We start from the raw sequence: 20,523 nt of genomic DNA, 5'->3' as shown, positions 1-20,523 counted from the left end.
CCCCCGATACCGAGGGTCCGGTCGGGAACGAGGGGGGTCCCGAGGCCGGAGGGCCCGGCGGGACCGGGGCCGAAGGGCGTGGGGCGGCGGGCGCGCCGGGGTTCCACGCGGGGTGGGCCCCCGTGGGCCCCGTGGGCCTCGGGGGCCTCGGGGGGTGGGGCCGGGGAGGGAGCCGAGGTTCCGGAGGGGGTCCGGGATAGGCCGGCCCGGTCGGAGGAGCGCCGATCCCGGGCCCGTTCTCGAAGGCGACCGGTGGTCGGGGGCCCGGGTCGGCCCGGACGTGCGGAGGCCGGGGTGCCTCATCCGGTTCTCCGGCCCTCGACCCCCGCGTCGCGTGTTCGCTCATGGGCTCTCTCCCTCGTCAGCCCTCACTTCGTGTGAGCCTCCCCAGGAAAGCACACCCGTGTTCGTGTTCGACAGACGGGCGACCCGGCCCATAAAAGGATCAAAACGTACATTTCGGGTCGTTATTATCAGTCAATGTTCACACGATTCTCGGGGTTCCTCATCGGGTCGTTCTTCGGCCTGGTGTTCGTTCTGGTCAACGTCGGACCCCCGCTATCCCCCGCCCTGATCTGGGGGATCCGCGTTCTCGCGGTGACCATGGCCGCGGCCGTCATCGTCCTGATCATCCTCATCTCCCGCCGAGAGTCCACTCAGAACGCACAGCCCCCTTCCGACGCCGAACCGGAGGAACCGCGGTTCGGCCCCTTCTTCGGCGTCGTCGTCCTCATCGAGTTCGCCCTGATCTTCGCCGGGGCCACTCTGATCGGCCGTCTCGGTCTCCCTCCCGAGACCGGGGTCGCCTGGGTCGCCCTCGTCGTCGGCCTGCACTTCTTCCCGCTGGCCTGGAAGTGGCGACAGCGTGAGCTCGTCTTCGTCGCCTGGTACGCGACCGTGCTCGGCGCGATCGGACTGGCCCTGGTCGCCGCCGGTCTCCCCGCCTGGGCCCCGCTCGTCAGCGGCGTGGTGACCGGCTGCGGGATGCTGCTCGGCTGCCTCCTCGGGATCGTCCCCCTCTACCGGCGGGCCCTCGCTCCCTCCGAAGCCTGACGTCCGCCCGCCAGCCCCGTCCTATTCGGGGAGTTCCCCCACCCCGAAGTAGGGCAGGGCCGGCTCCAGTCCTTCGATCTCGACCGGGACAGTGCGGTGCTCCTCCCAGTCCCGCCGGGTCAGCCGGTAGCGCAGTTCTCGGACCCGCCGCCCACGCACCTCGAGGTGGTCGATCCCGTCCGGGCGATAGCCCAGACGCCGGGACACCCCGATGGAGGCCGCCGAGGTGTCGAAGGCCTCGGTGACCGCGTCCAGCGCGCCGAGCCCCTCGAAGGCCAGATGCAGGATCGCCGCCCGCATCTCGGTGCCCAGGCCCCTGCCCTGATACTCCCGGGTCAGCCAGGATCCGCTCCCCACCTGGCGGGTGACCGCGAAGTCCTTCGCGTTCATCTCCTGGAGCCCGATCACCCGCCCCTCGAAGATCACGACGGCGTTGAAGGCCCACCGTTCGGGGGTCCAGGCCGCCATGGTGCTCCAGTTGTGCTGGATCACCACCCGTCCCAGCCGCTCCGGGCCCTGGTCCGTCCAGGGTTGTCGGAACGGCATGGTCTCCGGGTCGTGGACCCCTCGGAGCGCGGCGTCGGCCAACGCGGAGAGGTCGGCGTCGGTGGGCATCCGCAGACGGAGGCGGGGCGTGCTCAGACCCACTCCGAGCGGCGGGAAATGGTCACTGATCATGCCCCCGCATTCTTCTGCCCTCCGCCACCGGATGTCACCCGGTTTATCGGTGCTCAGCGAACGAGTTCGTCGATGAGCGCCACCAGTGCCTCGGCCGTCCGCCCGGGTTCGGCGACCGCGTCCTGTACCGTCCATCCCCGCATCCCCGCCAGATGGGCGGGGTGCGCGTAGGCGGGATCGGTGAGCAGGTAACCGCAGGGCGCGTCCGGCCAGTCCGGGACCGTGGGCAGACGTTCGGTGCGGTAACCGGCGGGTTCGTCCGCACCGGCCGGGATCCCCGTCAGATCCTGGTCTCGGGAGATCTCCTCACGTGTGGGGCTGCCGGGACGCGGCAACGGGGCGTCGACCAGCACGTAGCCGAGGACGGGCCGGTGGGCCGCCCGTTGGGCCGCGCCGACCGCTCCGAGCAGGGGGCCCGAGTCGCCCCGGGCCACCAGGACCGTGGGCTCGTCGGTCGCGACCAGGCGGTTGATCTCCAGGCTCGCCCGGGCCACGTAGCGCGCGGCGTGGGGCGCTGTGAAGTCGTCCGTCACCTCGGGCAGGACCGCCGCGCGGCCGAGCGCGTCGAGGTCCCGGTCGATCCCCGGCGGGGAGAAGGGGGCGCCGAGGGTGGGGGGTAGAAGGACCGTGATCACGCGGGGCCGCCCCCGCGTGTCTCGTCCCGGACCCAGGCGAGGTAGCCGGGGTTGCCCCCGACCACCGGCAGGGCCACGACCTCGGGCACGTCGTAGGGGTGGATCTCGACCAGGTGGGCGACCAGGTCGTCCAAGCGGTCGGACGCGGTCTTGATCACGACCTTCCACTCCTCGTCCGCCCGGACCTCCCCCTCCCAGCGGTAGAGGCTGCGGTGCGGACCGCCGACCTGGGCACAGGCCGCCAGTCGGTTCTCGATGACCGAGCGGGCCAGCTCCTCGGCCCCTTCCCGGTCGTCGATGGTGGTCTCCACCCTGACGACATCGGCACGTTCTGACATGGTCACCCCATCGGGACGGTGTTGTTCCGGGTCGGGCGGGATCGTGCGAGGTCGCCGGTTCGGCGCCCCGCCCCTCGTCGTCCGGTCCGAGGGGCCCCACCCGGTGTTCTAGGCTCACTGATCATGAGCGAACGTGATGAACTCCTGCGTCAGATCAACGATAAGGCGGTCGTGCGCGGGAAGGTGACCCTGTCCTCCGGCCGGGAGGCCGACTACTACGTCGACCTGCGCCGGATCACCCTGGACGGGGAGGCCGCGCCGCTGGTCGGCTCGGTCCTGTTGGACACCGTCGCGGACCTGGAGTTCGACGCGGTGGGCGGTCTGACCCTCGGCGCGGACCCGGTGGCCACCGCGATGCTGCACGCCGCGCACGCGCGGGGACGGCGCCTGGACGCCTTCGTGGTGCGCAAGGCGGGCAAGGCCCACGGGTTGCAGCGCAGGATCGAGGGTCCGGACGTCAAGGGGCGGCGTGTGCTGGCCCTGGAGGACACCTCCACGACCGGTGGCTCGGTGATGACCGCGGTCGAGGCGTTGCGCGAGGCGGGAGCCGAGGTGGTGGCGGTCGCGCTGATCGTGGATCGCGGCGCGCGGGCCCGACTGGAGGAGGAGGGCCTGGAGTACCGGCCGATCTTCGAGGTGTCCGACCTGGACGTGTGAGTCCGGCCTCTCGGTGCGGGCGGGGTCGATGCCGGCCCCGTCCACCGGGGTCCCGGGACTCAGGGGTTCAGGGTGAAGGAGTATCCGGGGTCGCGGTCGGAGACGTCGCGCGGTTCCCCGTTGACGTAGAGCTCGACGGCGGTCGGATCGCCGATGGCGACCTCCAGGCCGTCGGTGTTCTCCCGGTAGTGCACCGAGTCGCCCTGGACGACCTCCTGGTCGAGGAGGACGTCACCACCGGGCACACGGACGAAGACGCTGGTGGACTCGCCCACCACGTCGATGTACAGGGCACCGGTCTCGGTGGTGTCCACCGGTTCGGCGGCGACCTCGGACGCGTTGACGCCCTCGGAGGCACTGCCGGTTCCCGGGATCGAGCGGTACAGGAAGTACCCGCACAACGCCACGAGGGCCACCAGGAGCGCGACGGTCCCGACGATGGCCATCACTTGGCCAACGCCCTTCGGATCATTCCTATGCCGTCCCACGGCGATGAATGTAGCGCGTATCACGGCAAAAAGCGACAGCAGTCGTCCTGAAGACCCGCTTCCACCACTGGAAACCACAAAACGGTAGGTAAACCGCTTTTCTTCCCGACCCCTCCGTCGTCCTCTCCGGCACCCCTCGTAAGCTGCGGGTACGTCGACATTCCCGGCCGTTTTGGTCTAGACCTTTCAATCGGCTCCGGGGATTCGAGATACTTGAACGACACCTGGTGGACACCCCGGACGAACGGCCCGCCTCCCGGGCCTCCCCTCACGACCGGTCCCTCCACCGGGGCAACGCACACGGGGTGCCGTCGGCACGCAGAGTAGGCGCCGGCGGACGCTCGCTCCAGGCCGAACCAGGGAGAGTCAAGCCATGCCCATCGCCAGCCCCGAGGTCTACACCGAGATGCTGAGCCGCGCGAAGTCCCAGGGCTTCGCCTACCCGGCGATCAACGTGACCTCCAGCCAGACGCTGCACGCCGCGCTGCGCGGCTTCGCCGAGGCCGAGACCGACGGCATCGTGCAGATCTCCACCGGCGGTGCCGAGTTCCTGTCCGGCGCCTCGGTGAAGGACATGGTCACCGGCTCCGTCGCCTTCGCCGAGTTCGCTCGCGTCGTCGCGGACAAGTACCCGGTGAACGTCGCCCTGCACACCGACCACTGCCCGAAGAACAAGCTCGACGGTTTCGTCCGTCCGCTGCTGGAGATCTCCAAGGAGCGCGTGGCCAAGGGCCGGGAGCCGCTCTTCCAGTCCCACATGTGGGACGGCTCCGCCGTGGAGCTCGAGGAGAACCTCCAGATCGCCGAGGAGCTCCTGGCAGCCTCCAAGGCCGCCCGGACCATCCTGGAGATCGAGGTCGGCGTCGTCGGCGGTGAGGAGGACGGCATCGTCGGCGAGATCAACGAGAAGCTGTACACCACCCCGGAGGACGCCCTGCGCACCGCCGAGGTCCTGGGCCTGGGCGAGAAGGGCTACTACATGACCGCCCTGACCTTCGGCAACGTGCACGGCTCCTACAAGCCCGGCTTCGTGAAGCTGCGCCCCGAGGTGCTCAAGAGCGCCCAGGAGGCCATCGCCGAGCGTTACGGCAGGACCAAGGCCTTCGACTTCGTCTTCCACGGTGGCTCCGGCTCCACCCTGGAGGAGATCCACGAGGCCATCGACTACGGCGTCGTGAAGATGAACATCGACACCGACACCCAGTACGCCTTCACCCGCCCGGTCGTCGACCACATCATGAAGAACTACGACGGTGTGCTCAAGATCGACGGCGAGATCGGCAGCAAGAAGGCCTACGACCCGCGCGCCTACGGCAAGGTCGCCGAGGCCGGCATGGCCGCCCGCGTGGTGGAGGCCGCCCAGCACCTCAAGTCCGCCGGCAACAAGATGAAGTAGGACCCGGAGTCCTTCGCGGTGCCCGGTGGCCTCGGCCGCCGGGCACCGTTCGTCTCCCCCCTTCCCCGGGCGCCGACCCGGCTCCGACGTGGACCGGACCGTCCTCCGGAAGGGTCTCGTCCCGGTGGCAGGATGGAGGCATGAACCTGCACCGGAACCTGCTGAACGAGCCGCCCGAGACGCGCCTGGCCGACGACGCCGAGGCGCGCGAGGCCCTGGCCGCCTCCGACGACCCCACCCCGGTCGCCGGCCGTTTCCCGTCCTACTCCGCCGCGTGGGCCCGTCTGGCCGAACTCGCCCTGGCCGACGGCCGGCCGGTCGCCGCCTACGCCTACGCCCGCACCGGGTACCACCGGGGCCTGGACCAGCTGCGCCGCTCGGGCTGGAAGGGCCACGGCCCGATCCCGTGGGAGCACGAGCCCAACCGGGGCTTCCTGCGGGCCCTGCACTACCTGGGCAAGGCCTCCGAGGCCATCGGCGACACCGAGGAGGCCGAGCGCTGCTCGACCTTCCTGCGCGAGTCCAGCGCCGAGGCCGATCGGGCCCTCAACGGCTGATCCGCTCCGATCCTCGCGTGCCGGGCGTTCCGGGAACGCCCGGCACGGTGTGACACGGGCACCCCACGGCCGCTCTCAACCGAGATGCGCAGGTCGTGTACGCTCAATACGCAACGGCCCCTGTCGCTGCCTTGCGCCAGGGGTTGATCCATGTCCGGGGTGGGAAAAGCCCTGTTCAGGTGTCGAGCGAAGAGGTAGAGACCAATGCCGGCGATCACGCTCGTGGGTGCCCAGTGGGGCGACGAGGGCAAGGGCAAGGCGACCGACCTGGTCGGTGAACAGGTGGACTACGTGGTCCGCTACCAGGGCGGCAACAACGCCGGCCACACGGTGGTCATCGGAGACCAGAAGTACGCCCTGCATCTGCTGCCCTCCGGCATCCTCTCCCCGAACGTCGTTCCGGTCATCGCCAACGGCGTCGTCATCGACCCGGGGGTGCTGTTCGAGGAGCTGCGCGGGCTTCAGGACCGGGGTGTGGACACCTCGCGTCTGCTGGTCTCCGCCAACGCGCACCTGATCATGCCCTACCACCGGGCCCTGGACAAGGTCAGCGAGCGCTTCCTCGGCAAGGGCAAGATCGGCACCACCGGTCGCGGCATCGGCCCGGCCTACGCCGACAAGGTCTCCCGCCAGGGCGTGCGCGTTCAGGACATGTTCGACGCCAAGATCCTCACCAAGAAGATCGAGTTGGCGCTGCACGACAAGAACCAGCTCCTCACCAAGGTGTACAACCGGCGCGCCCTGGAGGCCGGGCCCATCATCGAGGAGTACCTGGGCTACGCCGAGCAGCTCCGCCCCTACGTCGCGGACACCTCCCTGATCCTCAACAAGGCGCTGGACGAGGGCAAGACCCTCTACCTGGAGGGGTCGCAGGGCACGCTCCTGGACATCGACCACGGCACCTACCCGTTCGTCACCTCCTCCTCCCCCACCGCCGGCGGCGCCGCCGCGGGCGCGGGCATCGGTCCCAACCGCATCTCCAAGGTCGTGGGCATCCTGAAGGCCTACACCACGCGTGTGGGTTCGGGCCCCTTCCCCACCGAGCTCCTCGACGAGCAGGGCCAGTGGCTGCGCACCCAGGGCGGCGAGTACGGCGTGACCACCGGTCGCGACCGCCGCTGCGGCTGGTTCGACGCCCCGATCGCCCGCTACGCCACCCGGGTCAACGGCGTCACGGACTTCTTCCTGACCAAGCTCGACGTGCTCACCGGCCTGGAGCGGATCCCCGTGTGCGTGGCCTACGACGTCGACGGCGTGCGTCACGACGAGATCCCGATGACGCAGACCGACTTCCACCACGCCACCCCGATCTACGAGTACTTCGACGGTTGGACCGAGGACATCACCGGTGTCCGGGAATTCGACGATCTTCCCGAGAACGCGCGGGCCTACGTGCGTACTCTGGAGGAGATGGCGGGCGCCCCGATCTCCGCCATCGGCGTCGGACCGGGCCGTGAAGAGACCCTCGAACTGCGTCCCCTGGTCTGACCCGGCGACCACCGTCCCTCCAGACAGAAGAAGAGGCCCCCTTCAGTGAAAGCCCTCGTTCTCGGCGGCGGAGGCCGCGAACACGCACTCGTCCGCGCCCTGTCCCTGGATCCGGGCGTCACCGACATCCACTGTGCCCCCGGTAACCCGGGCATCTCGGAGATCGCGGAGAACCACGTCCTGAACGTGACGGACGGGTTGGCCGTGACCGAGCTGGCCGCGCGCATCCGCGCCGAGCTGGTGGTGATCGGTCCGGAGGCCCCGCTGGTGGCGGGCGTGGCCGACGCCCTGCGCGACCGGGGCATCCCGGTGTTCGGCCCGGACCGTGAGGCCGCCCGTCTGGAGGGCTCCAAGGCCTTCGCCAAGGAGATCATGGAGGCGGCCGGGGTCCCCACCGCCAAGGCCCGCGTGTGCCGCACGCCGGGTCAGGTCTCCGACGCCCTGAACGAGTTCGGCGCCCCGTACGTGGTCAAGGACGACGGACTGGCCGCCGGTAAGGGCGTCGTGGTGACCGAGGACCGCGGCGCGGCCGAGAGGCACGCCCGCGAGTGCGGCCGTGTCGTCATCGAGGAGTACCTGGACGGCCCCGAGGTGTCGCTGTTCGTGCTCACCGACGGCGCCCACGCGCTGCCGCTGCTGCCCGCGCAGGACTTCAAGCGCGCCTACGACGGCGACCAGGGCCCCAACACCGGGGGCATGGGCGCCTACGCCCCGCTGCCCTGGGCCCCTCCGGGCCTGGTCGACGAGGTCATGGAGACCGTCGTGCGACCGACCGTCTCGGAGATGAACCGTCGTGGGCTCCGCTACCAGGGCCTGCTCTACGTGGGTCTGGCGCTGACCTCCCAGGGGCCGCGCGTGGTGGAGTTCAACGCGCGGTTCGGCGACCCGGAGACCCAGGTCGTGCTGGACCGTCTGGCCACCCCGATCGGCGCGGTCCTCCAGGCCACCGACACCGGCGGGCTGGGCGCGATCGGCTCGCTCCAGTGGAAGAAGGGCGCGGCGGTGACCGTCGTGGTCGCGGCCGAGAACTACCCCGGGGACCCGACCAAGGGCGACCTCATCGGCGGGCTGGACGCCGCCGGGGCCATGGAGGGCGCCTACGTGCTGCACGCGGGCACCGCCTGGGACGGGGCGCGCGAGGTCAAGTCCAACGGCGGCCGTGTGCTGAGCGTGGTGGGTACGGGAGCGGACCTGCGTCAGGCCCGCGAGCGCGCCTACGAGGCGGTCGGGAGGCTGGACCTGCGCGGTTCCTTCGACCGCACCGACATCGCCGAACGCGCCGCCGCCGAGCTCTGACTCGTCGACTCCGACAGGGAGGGTCCGGCCTCGTCGACCCATGGGGCCGGGTCCTCCTTCCAGGCAGAAAGCCGGAAGGAACATCATGAGCGGTTTCGTCACCGTGCCCGAGCCCGTCCAGGTGCCCGGACTGACCCACCTGCACACCGGTAAGGTGCGCGACCTGTACGCGACCGCCTCCGGCGACCTGGTCATGGTGGCCAGCGATCGTATCTCGGCCTTCGACTGGGTCCTGCCCACGGAGATCCCCGGTAAGGGGCGTCTGCTCACCCAACTGTCCCTGTGGTGGTTCGAGCGTCTGGGCGATCTGGTCCCGAACCACGTGGTCTCGGACACGCCGCCCGAGGGCGCCCCGGCCGACTGGGCCGGCCGTACGCTCGTCTGCGAGCGGCTGGACATGGTCCCCGTGGAGTGCGTGGCCCGCGGCTACCTCGCCGGTTCCGGACTCGCCGAGTACTCGGTCGACCGCACGATCTGCGGGGTTCCGCTCCCCGAGGGGCTGACCGACGGTTCGGAGCTGCCCGAGCCGATCTTCACCCCGGCGGTCAAGGCGGCGGTCGGCGATCACGACGAGAACGTCTCCTTCGACGTCGTGGCGGCCGAGCACGGTGAGAGGCTCGCCACGGAGCTGCGCGAGATCACCCTGCGTGTCTACGGGCGCGGTCGGGACGTCGCCCGGGAGCGAGGGGTGATCCTCGCCGACACCAAGTTCGAGTTCGGACGGGATTCCTCCGGCGCGCTGGTCCTGGCCGACGAGGTGTTCACCCCGGACTCGTCGCGTTACTGGCCGGCCGACGAGTGGAGCCCCGGACACGCTCAGCCCTCGTTCGACAAGCAGGTACTGCGCGACTGGCTGACCTCGGGCGATTCCGGTTGGGACCGGGCTTCGGAGACCCCTCCGCCGGAACTTCCGGACGACGTGGTGGAGCGCACTCTGTCCCGCTACAAAGAGATCCATGAGCGCTTGACCGGGACAAAGCCGGTGCTCTGACACGCGGCGCGCGAGTGATTCAGCGCACGCGGTCACCGAATGGGCCGCGAAAGCGCGTATGGTGGTGGAGTCGTGCGCAATGCCGGAGTAACGGTCAGCCATACGCGCGACCCTTGGTCTCTCCCTCAGGCGTAACGCCACTTTGGTCGTTTGGCGGGACTCTATCCGCGATCTGCGGGTATACCACGTTTTGGGCCGGTATGCGCCGGCGGTTGCTATAGAGTCTTCGCGAACCGAACGGTTCAATGGCCGCGCAGGTCACACGCAAGATGGTCGCAACGTTCCAGGGGAAACCCGCGTCTCAACCTCACATAGGCGAAACCCGACGAGGGTGACCTTTTTTCACATCTGCCTCACAAAGGAGCACATGAGCATGGGCCAGGAGGTTCGTTACCGCGTCCGCGGCGGACGCCCCCTCAGTGGAACGGCGTTCATCCAAGGCGCGAAGAACGCCGTCCTGCCGATGATCGGGGCCGCCCTGCTGGCGGCCAAGGGCCGTACTGTGCTGCGGAACGTTCCGGTCATCGAGGACGTCTACCGCGCACTCGAGCTCGCCGAACACGTGGGCGCCAAGGTCGCCTTCCACGAAGCGGAACGCACCGTCGTCATCGACGCCTCCGGCCTCAACGACCCCGAACTCGCGGTTCTGCCCGCCGAGATCGCGGCCCGCTTCCGCGGCTCCGTGCTCTTCGTTCCGGCCCTGATGCACCGCACCGGCCGTGCGCGCATCGAGGGCGTCGGCGGATGCAACCTGGGCAGCCGGAACCTGGACTTCCACTACCGCGGCTTCGCCCGTCTGGGCGCCGAGGTGACCGAGGACCCCGAGCGCAACCACATCAACGTGGAGGCGAGCAGGCTCCGCGGCGGTCGGCTGTACCTGGACACGCCCTCCCACACGGGCACCGAGAACCTCATCATGGCCGCCGTGCTCGCGCCCGGCACCACCGTGATCGAGCACGCGGCCCTGGAGCCCGAGGTCCTCGACGTCATCGCGTTCCTCAGCGCCATGGGCGCGAAGATCAGCGGTGGCGGCACCGGTCTGATCACCGTCGAGGGCGTCGAAGAGCTCACCGCGGTCGAGCACACGATCATGTCGGACCGCATCGACGCCGGTGTGTTCGCGATGACCGTCGCCGCGACCGGTGGCGAGGTCAGCCTGGTCGGCGCCAACCTGGACCACCTGGGTGTCGCCCGCTGGAAACTGGAGCAGATGGGCGTCGGCTTCTCGCAGGAGGGCGCCGTCCTGCACGTCCAGCGGGACCCGTCCGTGCCGCTGCGGCCGATCAACGCGGTCACCTCTCCCTTCCCGGGCTTCGCCACCGACCTTCAGTCTCCGCTGATGGCCCTGGCCACCCTGGCCGAGGGTGAGAGCTACATCCACGAGGCCATCTACGACGGCCGCTTCGCGCTGGCCGACGAGCTCAACAAGATGGGCGCCAAGATCGAGGTCGAGGGCACCCGCGCCATCGTGCACGGTTCCACGAACCTGCGCGGCGCCGAGGTGATCGCCCACGACCTCCGTACCGGTGCCGCCCTGGTGCTCGCCGGACTGGTCGCCGAAGGTGAGACAATCGTTGCGCCTGGTTATCTGGTGGACCGCGGTCACGCCCAGTTCGCGCAGCGTCTCGCCACGCTAGGCGGCGACGTGGAGCGCGTCACCGTCTCGTAGCTGTCGTAAGCGCAGTTCAAGCCGGGGTGGGAGGCCTCCTCCCACCCGGGCTTTCGGCGTTGATATGGAAAACGATCTTCTTTGGCCCCGCACAATGGGTACGATCTCGGCAATCATGCCGTGACAGAGATCGGGTCGGGAAACCAGTGGGCGCACATAGTGAAGAGCGTGGAATGGTAGCGGGGAGCAACCCGAGGTGAGTGCCCAGCGTACTGGCGATTTGACGATCGGCGTCATAGGACCCCATGAGGTGGTCGAACGGGTCATGCTCATGGGTCCTGGGTCAACAGGACCTCTCAACGCCAGACTCATCGCCGCCGCGTACCGAGATGAGCAAGAGGCGACGGACAAGGTCGTCAGGCTGGGTTCGGCGATCGATGCCTATCTGTTCGCCAGCCCTGTCCCCTACGAGTTCGCACGGAAGGCGGGCGTGTTGACCATGCCCGCGACCTTCGTGCCGCTCGGCGGGGCGAGCCTGCACGAGGCCCTGCTCCGAGCGACCCTCGACGATCGCTACGACCCCACCAGAGCGAGTCTGGACGTGCTCGGCAGGGCCGACGTGGTGGAGGCCTACTCCGAGGTCGACCTGCCGGTGGACGGTATCCACGTGCACGAGGAGCTGACCAACACCGCTCAGCTCACCTCGTTCCACGAGGGGTTGTGGCGGCGCAAGGCCACCAGGATGGCGATCACCTGCGTCCGCGGTGTCGCCGAGCGCCTGGAGGCGATCGGGGTGCCGGTGATCCGGCTGCGCCCCACCAACGCGGGGGTGCGCAGCGCTCTACAGACCGCCGGTCTGCTGGGTGCCCACCACCGTCTGGAGGAGGCCCAGCTGGGCGTCGTCGTGGTCGACGTGCCCACCCTGCGCGACTCCTCCCGCCGCTCCACGCCCCGTTATTGGCGTGAGGAGCTGCGACTGTCCCTGCACCGTCTGCTGCTCCAGGAGGCGCACCGGATCAACGCGACCGCGCACCGCCTGGACGACCACTCGTTCATGATCACGGCCACCCGCGGTTCCCTCGTCACCGCGACCGAGGGGTTCCGGCAGCCGCCGTTCGTGGAGCGGATCAAGGCGGAGCTCGGGATCGCGATCGAGGTCGGCATCGGCATGGGACGCACCACACAGGACGCGGAGTCGCACGCTCGCGCGGCCCTGAACCGCGCCCAGGCCTCGCGACAGAGCTTCGCGGTGGACCGTGAGGGTCGTTCCCTGGTCCCCGCCCAGCGCGCGCCCGCACGGCAGTCCTCCGAGCCCCTGCGCACCAAGGGACGCGAGACCCTCATCCGTCTCTCGGAGAAGATCGCGGAGGAGGACGGTCCTCTGGTCGTCGACGCGGAGAACGCCGGGCGCATGCTCGGGGTCACCTCCCGGACGGCCCGACGGCTGCTGCGCACCCTGGTGGAGGAGGGGTTGGCCTGGCCGCTGCCGCCCAACCGCACCCTCCAGCCGGGACGCCCGCGGCAGCTCTACCGGCTGATCGTGGAGAAGTTGGACAAGGACGCGGCCGGCAAGTAACCGGTCGACCACGTGGAAGGGCGGTCCCCATCGGGGGCCGCCCTTCGCGCGTCCTCGGGCCGTCGGGAAAAATCGCCTCCATGACGCGACGACGGCTCACCACGCTCGCGATTCTGGAGACCGCCAACGTCTTCTGGTTCGCGCTGGTCTTCTTCGGCCTGCTGGGAACACCGACCACCGGTGCCAACCTGGCGGGTTTCGCCGTGTGCTCGGTGTTGTTGATCCAGGGTTCGGCCTACTGGTACCTGAAGCTGCGGCAGCTGGACCGGGGCGAGCGGCTCCCCGCCGGGATGGCCGTGTTCAGGGTTCTGCGTGTGGTGAACCCGATCCTGCTGCTCGTCTCGGGCGCCTACATCGGATGGACGCTCCTGGGCGGGGTCTCCTGGTGGACCGAGGTGTTCCTCGGGATCGTCCTGTGGGTGCTCGCCGTCCTGGAGCAGGTGAACTACTTCCACATCCAGTTGTCCTACGACAACCGTGCCGACCTGAGCAGGCTCATGCGGACGCGACGACTGCGCCGCTCGCACCTGGCCCGTGATCTGGGTCGTGCGCGACGGGCGCCGGAACCGGTCGGTCCTCGGCGCCCGTGACGAGATCCTTCGAGGGGTCAGCGACGGTCGGAGAAGACGGTCGCGACCGCGAGGAAGGCGTCGTTCTCCTCGGGTGAGGCGATGGTGACGCGGGCGCCCTCCCCCTGGAAGGGGCGAATCGCGACACCCACCTCGGCGCAGGCCGCGGCGAAGTCCAGGGTCCGCTCTCCCAGACGCAGCCACACGAAGTTGCCCTCGGTGGGGGGAACCGTCCAGCCGGCGTCCAGAAGGGCGCCACGGACGCGCTCGCGCTCCGCGACGGTGGCCTCCACGCGCTCCAGGAGTTCCTCCTCGGCGTTCAGGGAGGCGATCCCGGCCGCCTGGGCCAGGTGGTTGATCGCGAAGGGCACGAGGGTCTTGCGGACCGCGCCGGTCACCTGCGGGTGCCCGACGAGGAAGCCCAGACGCACGGCGGCCAACCCGTAGGCCTTGGAGAAGGTGCGCAGGACGGCGACGTTGGGCCGGTCCCGGTACAGGGAGATCCCGTCGGGGACCTCCGGGTCGCGCACGTACTCGCGGTAGGCCTCGTCCAGGATCACCAGGACGTGGTCGGGGACCCGGTCGAGGAAGTCGACGAGCTCCGCCTCGCGCACGGTGGTCCCGGTCGGGTTGTTCGGGTTGCAGATCAGCACCATGCGCGTGTTGGCGTTGATCGCCTCCAGCATGGCCTCCAGGTCGTGCCCCTCCTCCTTGAGCGGCACCTTGACCGAGGAGACCCCGGCCAGTTCGACCAGCAGGGGGTAGGCCTCGAAGGAGCGCCAGGCGTAGACGACCTCGGTTCCCGGCTCGCCGACGGCCTCCAAGAGCTGCTGGAGCATGCCGACGGAGCCGGCGCCGAGGGCGACGTGATCCTCGGGCACGCCCAGACGTTCGGCGAGGCGGGTGACGAGGTCCTCGGCGGCCGGGTCCGGGTAACGGTTCAGGTCGGCCGCCGCCTCGGCGATGGCCTCACGGACGGACGGGAGCGGACCGTAGGGGCTCTCGTTGGAGGACAGCTTGATGGAACGACCGTCGGGCCCGACGATCTTGATCCCCGCCCGGTAGGGAGGGATGGACTCCAGTACCGCCCGCAGATATGGCGATTTCGACTCCGACACCATTGTCCTTCCTCAATACTTTGTGCTAGCCCCGCGACACTCTCAGCTATGACAGGTCCGGGTCGGTCACCGCTCCAAGTGGAAATATCGCACGAACCAGGAGATATCACCATGCCTATGTCCCGCACCGCCCCCACCACGCGAGCCGTGGCCGCGGCCGTCCCCCTGGCGGTCCTCTTGGCCGCCTGCGGCGGTCCGGAACAGGAACAGAACGACGGCCCCGACACGGAGGCCGCCTCGGCACTGCACGAGGCCCAGCCGTTGAACGTCAGGGACGCGACCCCGATGCCCGAGGGCAGCGAGAGCGGCACCTACTCCGACCTTGTCACAGTCCAGTACTCCGAGGAGGTCCGGGCCGCGACGGTGCTGGACAAGCCCGAATGCCTTGACGCCGCCAACCGGTGGGGGGAGTTGGACGCGGTGCGCGAGGCGCCCGCCTCCGTGGCCGCCTACGAGTGGGAACCCGGCACGATCTCGCACATCCTCGTCCAGCTGGACGAGGGGGCCGCGACCGAGGCGCTCGCCACCGAGCCCCCGGAGAGCTGCTCGGAGTACACCGCCACCTACGAGGACGGCACCAGCTCCGATTACGGGGTCGCCGACCTGGACCTGCCCGAGGTGGGCGACGGCTCCCGGGCCTTCACCGTCCAGGTGACCGACGACAGCGGGGAGAACCACATGTACACCGTCATGTACCGCAACGGTGGTCTGCTCGGCACGGTCTCGATCATGGGACAGGGCGACCCCGCCGAGTACGAGCGGATGCTCATGGACTTCAGCGAGGCCGCCATCGACCGACAGGAGCAGATGCTGGGGTGAGGCGCCGCCGAGGGCGGGGCCCCGCCCCCGCTCAGGCCCCGGCGCCCTGGATCTCTTTCGAGGGGCCGCCCGGCATGCCGCGACCGGCCTCGCCCGGAGGCTCCTCCGCCAGGGTTCCGGGCTTGGGGCCGCCACGCCCCTCGGCCTCGTCCCTCTTGGCCGCCTGACGCGGCTTGGGCAGCCTGCGCGGCGGCCCCTGGAGGTCGAGGGTCGTGACCGCTCCGAAGGTGGCGATCACCGCGCCGCTCTCACGGTCCACCAGGGCCGCGCGCACGCCGGTCCGGCGCGGTCCGCCGATACGGACCGCGTAGACGACGTCCACCCGACGACCGTGTCGCATCCCGTCGTAGCGCAGGAATCGCCAACAGCCGTGACGCCAGGTGTCCTCCGGCTCGTCGGCCAGCATCACCTTGGCGTTGGTCCGCCAGACGTCGCTACGGCGCAGACGCCTCAGGGAGCGACGTGGAGACCCCTCCCGCAGTGCGCACGGCTCGCCGGTGGTCGCGCGCGAGAACACCTCGCGCAGCTCGGGGCTGAGCAGCCCCAGCAAGAGCAGTTCCACCCCGAGGACGATCCCGTGGGTCACGGTGGGTTCCGAGGCCGACGTCCATCCGTTGGGGCCGAGACCGATCGTGGTCGCCGCGGCCACCGCGAGCAGGGACGCCCGGGAGAGCGTCCGCCACCCGATCGGTTCGCGGCTCAGCCCGCCGAAGCAGCCGCAACCGGCCTCCGGGTCGCGCCGCCGGACCACGAGCAGAACTCCGACGGACACGGCGAAGAGCAGCACGGTGAGGCAGCGGACCACGTCGGCCGCCGGCCCGGTCAGGGTCAACAGACCGACCGCGAGTCCCACCTCCGCCAGACAGGTGGCGAGGGTGACGGGGCGGCGCAGTCGCTGTGGAACCAGGAGCGCGGCCCCCGTGCCCGCGGAACGCGGAGAGGCCTTGGCCGCCGCGCCGAGCAGGAGCAGCGCCGCCAACAGGGGCGCCTGCACCTCTCTGATCGCTTCGAGGATCTCCGGGAACATCGATCATCCCTCCTGGTTCGCGACGGTCATGGTCGCGTTGAAGCAGCCGACCTCCAACAGGCCGCCCAGGGCGACGAAGGAGGTCATGGTGAGAGAGGCGATCCGCCCCGCCGCCCGGGTCCCGCAGGCCGGGCACAGGTCGCAGAACCAGCTGTCGGAGGCGGCGCAGTCGATGACGGGCACGACCGCCGTGTCCCGGGTGCAGTCGTTGCGCAGGCTGAGCGTGGCCCCCGTCGACAGCAGCGGCAACGGCAGACACGAGGTCCTCCGGTCGCATCGGCCCTCATGCCCCGACCGGTCCAGTGCGGGGTAGGCGGCGCCCGGCGCCTGGGCCCGGGGGTCCAGGTGGGACGAGCGGCCCCGGGCCGGGTCGTACCAGCTCACGATCCCCTCGACCGTCGTGGAGTACTCGCGGACCGGCGGTCTACGTGGAGAGGCGTCCAGCGGGTGGGGCGGCTGGGTGGTGGCCGGGCGGGCCGCCCACACGGCGCCGTCCTCCCAGATACCGACCGCGTCGAACAGGTACCCCGGCTCCAGCCTGGGGTGACGGACCGTGATCCGCCCCGAGGTCCGGTAGGGCAGGACCACGGTGGTCCGAGGGCGGCCATGGCCGGGATCGAGGGTGAGCGTGTCCCCCTCCCGTTCCACGATCACCCCGGTGGCGCGGGCCACCCGCGCCCAGACCCGTTCGGCGATCAGGCGGCCGTCCTGCGAGCACCGGACCACAACGTCGTCGCCGGGGCGCAGTTCGGTGGCGAGGATCTCTCCGCCCCGCCAGAAGGTGGTGCTGTTCTCGTAGAGGAAGCGTTCCTCCCCTCGCGGGGTGGCCAGGCAGAACATGTACCGGGTCGCGTCCACGACCACGCCGCGTACGACGCGTTGGTGGATCGGGGTGGGTTCGGGTGCGGCCGCGGCTCCGAGCACCGTCGACGTGAACCGACGGCGTTCCCGACCACTGTCCGTCATCACTGACATGTCCTTCGCGCCCCCTGTCGCCCGACTCGTCCATCAGTGCCCATTGTGACCCTCGATTTCACGAACACTCGCTCACACGCCGTGACGGCACGGTTCGTGCCGGTGACATTTCCCGGGTATTGCATGATCGCGCCCTTTTCCCCACATCGCCACCACTCTCGGTGACGACATGAGCATCGCGCACCGACCGAAGAGACTTCGCGAAGGATGTCGCTTAGGAGAGTGTCCAACGCGTTCGCGCGGTTTGTCGGCACGTGGTCGCCAGGTGCCCGGACGTTTGCGTTCGCTGTGTGACAGTGAGAATCAAGGGCGGCGACCGAGGCCGCAGGGAACACGACGATGTCGCGTGACGGGAGTCGGCGCGACCTGTGAAGGTCGGTGGTCGGCGTGACGGGAACCACCCGTACCCCCAACTCCGAGGAGTTCGGCCGCTACGTGGCCGAGCGCGGCCCCGCGCTGCTGCGCATGGCCCGATCCCTCACCAACAGCCACGCCGACGCCGAGGACCTCCTCCAGGCGGCGCTGGTCAAGACCTTCCTCGCCTGGGGCCGCATCGCCAACCCCCGGGCACGCGACGGCTACGTCCGTCGGGCCATGGTCAACACCCAGATCTCCGAATGGCGCCGTGCCCGACTCGACGTCTACCCCACCGACGAGATCCCCGAGCAGCGCGTGGACGACCCCACCTGGCGCAGCGATCTGGCCGACGTCGTGACGCGGGCCATCGACCGCCTGCCCGACCGTCAGCGCACGACGGTGATCCTGCGCTACTACGAGGACCTCACCGAGGCGCAGATCGCCGAACGCCTCGGCGTGACCATCGGGACCGTGAAGAGCACCCTGTCCCGCTCCGTCGAGAAACTGCGCCGCGACGCCGACCTCATCATCGAACGCACCACCGGCTGACCGACCCGGCCACCAGGCCCCCTCCCCGTTTCGAGGACACCGACGCGCCGCGGACACCGGACCACCGGCCATCGGCGCCCCACCGCGCACTTCGCGCGGGACCGATTCGCACGGGGAATCGGATCGCGACTATCCCACCGGATTCCCCACCGACATCTCCCACGACCCTCCCAGGGCAGGGCGACCGCATCGAACTGGAGTGCGATCCGGACCGCCCGCAACCCTCCGGCGCCCTTTCGAACGACACCCCTCCCGGTCATCATCGGCCCTTCCGATCCGCCGAGCTCCAGGAGGAACCCCCGTGCGCACCCGCCACGCCGTCAAGGAACCCGCCCCGGGCGACGGCCTCGACCTGCCCGAACTCGCCCCGCCCCAGTGGAACCGGCACGGCTCCACGATGCTCGACTCCTCCTGGATCCGGATCGCCCGTCACATGCCCTCGCTCCTCGGCCGGGCCACCACCCTGGCCTGGCGGAGCGGCCCCGGCGACGTCGTCGCGACCGTCCTGTTCAACCTCGGATCCGGCGCCGCCACCGCCTGGGCGCTGGTCGCCACCACGGCGGTGCTCACCGAACTCTTCGCCGAGGTCCCCACCCCGGAGCGGATGGCCTCGGCCCTGCCCTCCCTGCTCCTGTTGCTCGCGGCCCTGGTCGCGCGGGGAGGCTGCGGCGCCCTGGCCGGACGCGCCCAGGCCCGACTGGAGCCCAAGGTCGTGCTGACCGCCGAACGGCGCCTGCTGCGCGACGCCACCGCCGTGGAGCTGCGCTCCTTCGACGACAGCGACTTCCACGATCACCTGTTCCGCTCCCGTACCCGCGGCTGCGACGAGGCCGGCGCCCTGGTCCGCCAGAGCGCCGACGTGCTCACCGGACTGGTCGGCATCGTCGCCGCGGCCGGGGTGCTGAGCGCCCTGCACCCCGTCCTCGTCCCGCTGCTCCTCCTGGCGATGGTCCCCCAGTGGTGGGGCGCCTCCGCCTCCGCTCGCATGAGGTACCGGATGCTCCTGGCGTTCACGGAGGGCCACCGCCGCAAGTACATGCTCGAACAGCTCATGACCTCCCGGGACAGCGCCGCCGAGGTCCGGTCCTTCACCATGGAGAGCCGTCTGCTCACCGAGTTCGACCGGGTGGCCCGCCGGGAGCTGGACGTCCACCTGGGCCTGGCCACCCGCCAGTCCATGGTCCGCCTGGCCGGCGACGCCGCCGGAGGTCTGGTGACGGCCGGCGTGTTCGCGGTCCTCGCCCTCCTCCTGACCCAGGGGGTCGTGCCGATCGCGGTCGCCGGGACCGCCGTCGTGGCCGTCCGCGTCGCCCAAGGGGCGCTGGCCAACGCCCTGCACGCCGTGACCCGGGTGTACGAGTCGGGCCTGTACTTCTCCGATCTCGTGGCCTTCCACCGGCAGGCCCGATCCCTTCTCCCCCGCCCCGGCCTGAAGCCCGCCCCGACCGGGTTCGAACGGATCGAACTGCGCGACGTGACCTTCGGCTACCCCTCCGGAGAGGGGACGGCCCTGAAGGACGTGACGCTCACCCTCCATCGAGGCCGGACGATCGCGCTGGTCGGCGAGAACGGCTCGGGCAAGAGCACCCTCGCCAAACTGCTGTCCGGTCTGTACACACCGCAGAAGGGCGTCGTGCTCTGGGACGACACCGACCTCTCCGAGGTGGACGGGGTGAGCCTGCGCGAACGGATCTCGGTGATCGCCCAGGACCACACGCACTGGCCGCTGACCGCGCGCGGCAACACCGTCATGAGCAGCCCGAACGACGCCGAACGTCTGACCCGCGCGGCCACGGCCGCCCAGGCCGATCGTGTCGTGGCCCGCTTCGAACACGGCTGGGAGACCCTGCTGGACAAACGCTTCCTCCACGGCGTCGAACCCTCCGGCGGCCAGTGGCAGAGGCTGGCGGCGGCCCGCTCCTTCTACCGGGGCGACGACGGCGACGCGGTTCCGCTGCTGATCGCCGACGAACCCACCGCCGCCATGGACGCCCGCGCCGAGCACGGCTTCTTCGCCTCGGTGCACGACCACGCCCGACGTACCGGCGCCGCCGTCGTGTTGATCACACACCGCCTGGCCTCCGTGCGCATGGCCGACCACATCGTCGTCCTCGAGCGCGGACGTGTGATCGCCCAGGGCACGCACGACGAACTCATGGCCGGCGACGGCCTGTACCGGGAACTGTGGGAACTTCAGGCGAGCGCCTACCGGGCTCCGTCGGTCCCCCACCCACGCGAGCCCTGACCTGCGCCGGGAGGGGGCGAGTCCGGTCCGTCCCCTCCCGGCCCACGCCGCCGCGCGAGATTCGTTTTGCGCAGGGACCCCCCGCTCTGTAGGCTGGTCGCA

The 20,523-nt window shown here is 70.1% G+C and carries 20 protein-coding genes; 13 read left to right on the top strand and 7 right to left on the bottom strand.

Going from position 1 to position 20,523, the window contains the following annotated elements; translation table 11 throughout:
- Positions 1–480 precede the first annotated feature (480 nt).
- The gene (locus tag D451_RS0110795) at positions 481–1,053 is read left to right on the top strand and encodes a hypothetical protein (protein WP_017534404.1); all 573 of its coding nucleotides are present in this window, start codon (positions 481–483) and stop codon (positions 1,051–1,053) included.
- Positions 1,054–1,074: 21 nt separating this feature from the next.
- On the opposite strand, the gene D451_RS0110790 is transcribed toward D451_RS0110795, so the two are convergent.
- Genes D451_RS0110790 through cutA form a run of 3 tightly spaced genes read right to left on the bottom strand, consistent with a single transcriptional unit; the run spans position 1,075 to position 2,704 of the window.
- A complete protein-coding gene (locus tag D451_RS0110790; protein ID WP_017534403.1) occupies positions 1,075–1,731 on the bottom strand; it encodes a GNAT family N-acetyltransferase in 657 nt (218 codons plus the stop codon).
- A gap of 53 nt (positions 1,732–1,784) precedes the next feature.
- The gene (locus D451_RS0110785; RefSeq protein ID WP_017534402.1) at positions 1,785–2,366 is read right to left on the bottom strand and encodes a hypothetical protein; all 582 of its coding nucleotides are present in this window, start codon (positions 2,364–2,366) and stop codon (positions 1,785–1,787) included.
- On the bottom strand, positions 2,363–2,704 hold the full coding sequence (gene cutA, locus D451_RS0110780) for a divalent-cation tolerance protein CutA (protein WP_026124980.1): 342 nt from the start codon (positions 2,702–2,704) through the stop codon (positions 2,363–2,365). Before cutA ends, D451_RS0110785 begins: the two co-directional genes overlap by 4 nt.
- 123 nt (positions 2,705–2,827) lie before the next feature.
- Between cutA and pyrE the strand changes: the two genes are divergently transcribed.
- Positions 2,828–3,361 (top strand): orotate phosphoribosyltransferase, encoded by a 534-nt coding sequence (gene pyrE, locus D451_RS0110775; protein ID WP_017534400.1) that lies wholly within the window; start codon positions 2,828–2,830, stop codon positions 3,359–3,361.
- Positions 3,362–3,420: 59 nt separating this feature from the next.
- Here the strand turns inward: pyrE and D451_RS0110770 are convergent, their stop codons facing one another.
- The gene (locus D451_RS0110770) at positions 3,421–3,807 is read right to left on the bottom strand and encodes a RodZ domain-containing protein (RefSeq protein WP_026124979.1); all 387 of its coding nucleotides are present in this window, start codon (positions 3,805–3,807) and stop codon (positions 3,421–3,423) included.
- A gap of 415 nt (positions 3,808–4,222) precedes the next feature.
- Here D451_RS0110770 and fbaA point away from each other — a divergent pair, with 415 nt between their 5' ends.
- The 8 genes from fbaA (at position 4,223) to D451_RS0110730 (ending at position 13,352) form a co-directional block, all read left to right on the top strand.
- A complete protein-coding gene (gene fbaA, locus D451_RS0110765; protein ID WP_014912124.1) occupies positions 4,223–5,245 on the top strand; it encodes a class II fructose-bisphosphate aldolase in 1,023 nt (340 codons plus the stop codon).
- Positions 5,246–5,385: 140 nt separating this feature from the next.
- Entirely contained in the window at positions 5,386–5,802 is a 417-nt protein-coding gene (locus D451_RS0110760) for a DUF3151 domain-containing protein (RefSeq protein ID WP_014909881.1), read from the top strand.
- A 204-nt stretch (positions 5,803–6,006) separates the two neighbouring features.
- Positions 6,007–7,290: an adenylosuccinate synthase gene (locus D451_RS0110755; protein WP_014912392.1), complete on the top strand. Its 1,284-nt coding sequence runs from the start codon at positions 6,007–6,009 to the stop codon at positions 7,288–7,290.
- A 45-nt stretch (positions 7,291–7,335) separates the two neighbouring features.
- A complete protein-coding gene (gene purD, locus D451_RS0110750; protein WP_017534398.1) occupies positions 7,336–8,586 on the top strand; it encodes a phosphoribosylamine--glycine ligase in 1,251 nt (416 codons plus the stop codon).
- Between the two features lie 85 nt (positions 8,587–8,671).
- The gene (locus tag D451_RS0110745) at positions 8,672–9,577 is read left to right on the top strand and encodes a phosphoribosylaminoimidazolesuccinocarboxamide synthase (protein WP_017534397.1); all 906 of its coding nucleotides are present in this window, start codon (positions 8,672–8,674) and stop codon (positions 9,575–9,577) included.
- Positions 9,578–9,950: 373 nt separating this feature from the next.
- Positions 9,951–11,246, top strand: coding sequence for a UDP-N-acetylglucosamine 1-carboxyvinyltransferase (gene murA, locus D451_RS0110740; RefSeq protein ID WP_014911077.1), 1,296 nt, complete (start codon positions 9,951–9,953; stop codon positions 11,244–11,246).
- A 250-nt stretch (positions 11,247–11,496) separates the two neighbouring features.
- Positions 11,497–12,762 carry a hypothetical protein gene (locus D451_RS0110735; RefSeq protein WP_026124978.1) on the top strand — a complete coding sequence of 422 codons (1,266 nt, stop codon included), beginning with the start codon at positions 11,497–11,499 and terminating at the stop codon, positions 12,760–12,762.
- An 80-nt stretch (positions 12,763–12,842) separates the two neighbouring features.
- Complete coding sequence (locus tag D451_RS0110730; protein WP_017534396.1) at positions 12,843–13,352, top strand: hypothetical protein; 510 nt, start codon at positions 12,843–12,845, stop codon at positions 13,350–13,352.
- A 17-nt stretch (positions 13,353–13,369) separates the two neighbouring features.
- Here the strand turns inward: D451_RS0110730 and hisC are convergent, their stop codons facing one another.
- Complete coding sequence (gene hisC / locus D451_RS0110725) at positions 13,370–14,452, bottom strand: histidinol-phosphate transaminase (RefSeq protein ID WP_017534395.1); 1,083 nt, start codon at positions 14,450–14,452, stop codon at positions 13,370–13,372.
- Between the two features lie 114 nt (positions 14,453–14,566).
- Between hisC and D451_RS0110720 the strand changes: the two genes are divergently transcribed.
- Positions 14,567–15,268 carry a hypothetical protein gene (locus D451_RS0110720; RefSeq protein WP_014909434.1) on the top strand — a complete coding sequence of 234 codons (702 nt, stop codon included), beginning with the start codon at positions 14,567–14,569 and terminating at the stop codon, positions 15,266–15,268.
- A gap of 31 nt (positions 15,269–15,299) precedes the next feature.
- Here the strand turns inward: D451_RS0110720 and D451_RS0110715 are convergent, their stop codons facing one another.
- Positions 15,300–16,295: a MauE/DoxX family redox-associated membrane protein gene (locus D451_RS0110715; RefSeq protein WP_014912118.1), complete on the bottom strand. Its 996-nt coding sequence runs from the start codon at positions 16,293–16,295 to the stop codon at positions 15,300–15,302.
- 3 nt (positions 16,296–16,298) lie between these two features.
- Positions 16,299–17,261: a hypothetical protein gene (locus tag D451_RS0110710; protein WP_187294553.1), complete on the bottom strand. Its 963-nt coding sequence runs from the start codon at positions 17,259–17,261 to the stop codon at positions 16,299–16,301.
- Positions 17,262–17,648: 387 nt separating this feature from the next.
- On the opposite strand from D451_RS0110710, the gene D451_RS0110705 reads away from it, so the two are divergent.
- A complete protein-coding gene (locus D451_RS0110705; protein WP_017534394.1) occupies positions 17,649–18,176 on the top strand; it encodes a SigE family RNA polymerase sigma factor in 528 nt (175 codons plus the stop codon).
- Positions 18,177–18,477: 301 nt separating this feature from the next.
- Positions 18,478–20,421 carry an ABC transporter ATP-binding protein gene (locus D451_RS0110700; protein ID WP_017534393.1) on the top strand — a complete coding sequence of 648 codons (1,944 nt, stop codon included), beginning with the start codon at positions 18,478–18,480 and terminating at the stop codon, positions 20,419–20,421.
- Positions 20,422–20,523: the final 102 nt, after the last annotated feature.

It is taken from the genome of Nocardiopsis alba DSM 43377, assembly GCF_000341225.1.
Classification (GTDB): Bacteria; Actinomycetota; Actinomycetes; order Streptosporangiales; family Streptosporangiaceae; genus Nocardiopsis; species Nocardiopsis alba.
This window is presented reverse-complemented; position numbering and strand designations above follow the sequence as displayed.

Excerpts from the sequence above, each read along its gene's own strand:
- D451_RS0110795 (WP_017534404.1), top strand. The coding sequence starts at position 481 with ATGTTCACACGATTCTCGGGGTTCCTCATCGGGTCGTTCTTCGGCCTG.
- D451_RS0110790 (WP_017534403.1), bottom strand. The coding sequence starts at position 1,731 with ATGATCAGTGACCATTTCCCGCCGCTCGGAGTGGGTCTGAGCACGCCC.
- cutA (WP_026124980.1), bottom strand. The coding sequence starts at position 2,704 with ATGTCAGAACGTGCCGATGTCGTCAGGGTGGAGACCACCATCGACGAC.
- pyrE (WP_017534400.1), top strand. The coding sequence starts at position 2,828 with ATGAGCGAACGTGATGAACTCCTGCGTCAGATCAACGATAAGGCGGTC.
- D451_RS0110770 (WP_026124979.1), bottom strand. The coding sequence starts at position 3,807 with ATGGCCATCGTCGGGACCGTCGCGCTCCTGGTGGCCCTCGTGGCGTTG.
- fbaA (WP_014912124.1), top strand. The coding sequence starts at position 4,223 with ATGCCCATCGCCAGCCCCGAGGTCTACACCGAGATGCTGAGCCGCGCG.
- D451_RS0110760 (WP_014909881.1), top strand. The coding sequence starts at position 5,386 with ATGAACCTGCACCGGAACCTGCTGAACGAGCCGCCCGAGACGCGCCTG.
- D451_RS0110755 (WP_014912392.1), top strand. The coding sequence starts at position 6,007 with ATGCCGGCGATCACGCTCGTGGGTGCCCAGTGGGGCGACGAGGGCAAG.
- D451_RS0110745 (WP_017534397.1), top strand. The coding sequence starts at position 8,672 with ATGAGCGGTTTCGTCACCGTGCCCGAGCCCGTCCAGGTGCCCGGACTG.
- murA (WP_014911077.1), top strand. The coding sequence starts at position 9,951 with ATGGGCCAGGAGGTTCGTTACCGCGTCCGCGGCGGACGCCCCCTCAGT.
- D451_RS0110730 (WP_017534396.1), top strand. The coding sequence starts at position 12,843 with ATGACGCGACGACGGCTCACCACGCTCGCGATTCTGGAGACCGCCAAC.
- hisC (WP_017534395.1), bottom strand. The coding sequence starts at position 14,452 with ATGGTGTCGGAGTCGAAATCGCCATATCTGCGGGCGGTACTGGAGTCC.
- D451_RS0110720 (WP_014909434.1), top strand. The coding sequence starts at position 14,567 with ATGTCCCGCACCGCCCCCACCACGCGAGCCGTGGCCGCGGCCGTCCCC.
- D451_RS0110715 (WP_014912118.1), bottom strand. The coding sequence starts at position 16,295 with ATGTTCCCGGAGATCCTCGAAGCGATCAGAGAGGTGCAGGCGCCCCTG.
- D451_RS0110710 (WP_187294553.1), bottom strand. The coding sequence starts at position 17,261 with ATGACGGACAGTGGTCGGGAACGCCGTCGGTTCACGTCGACGGTGCTC.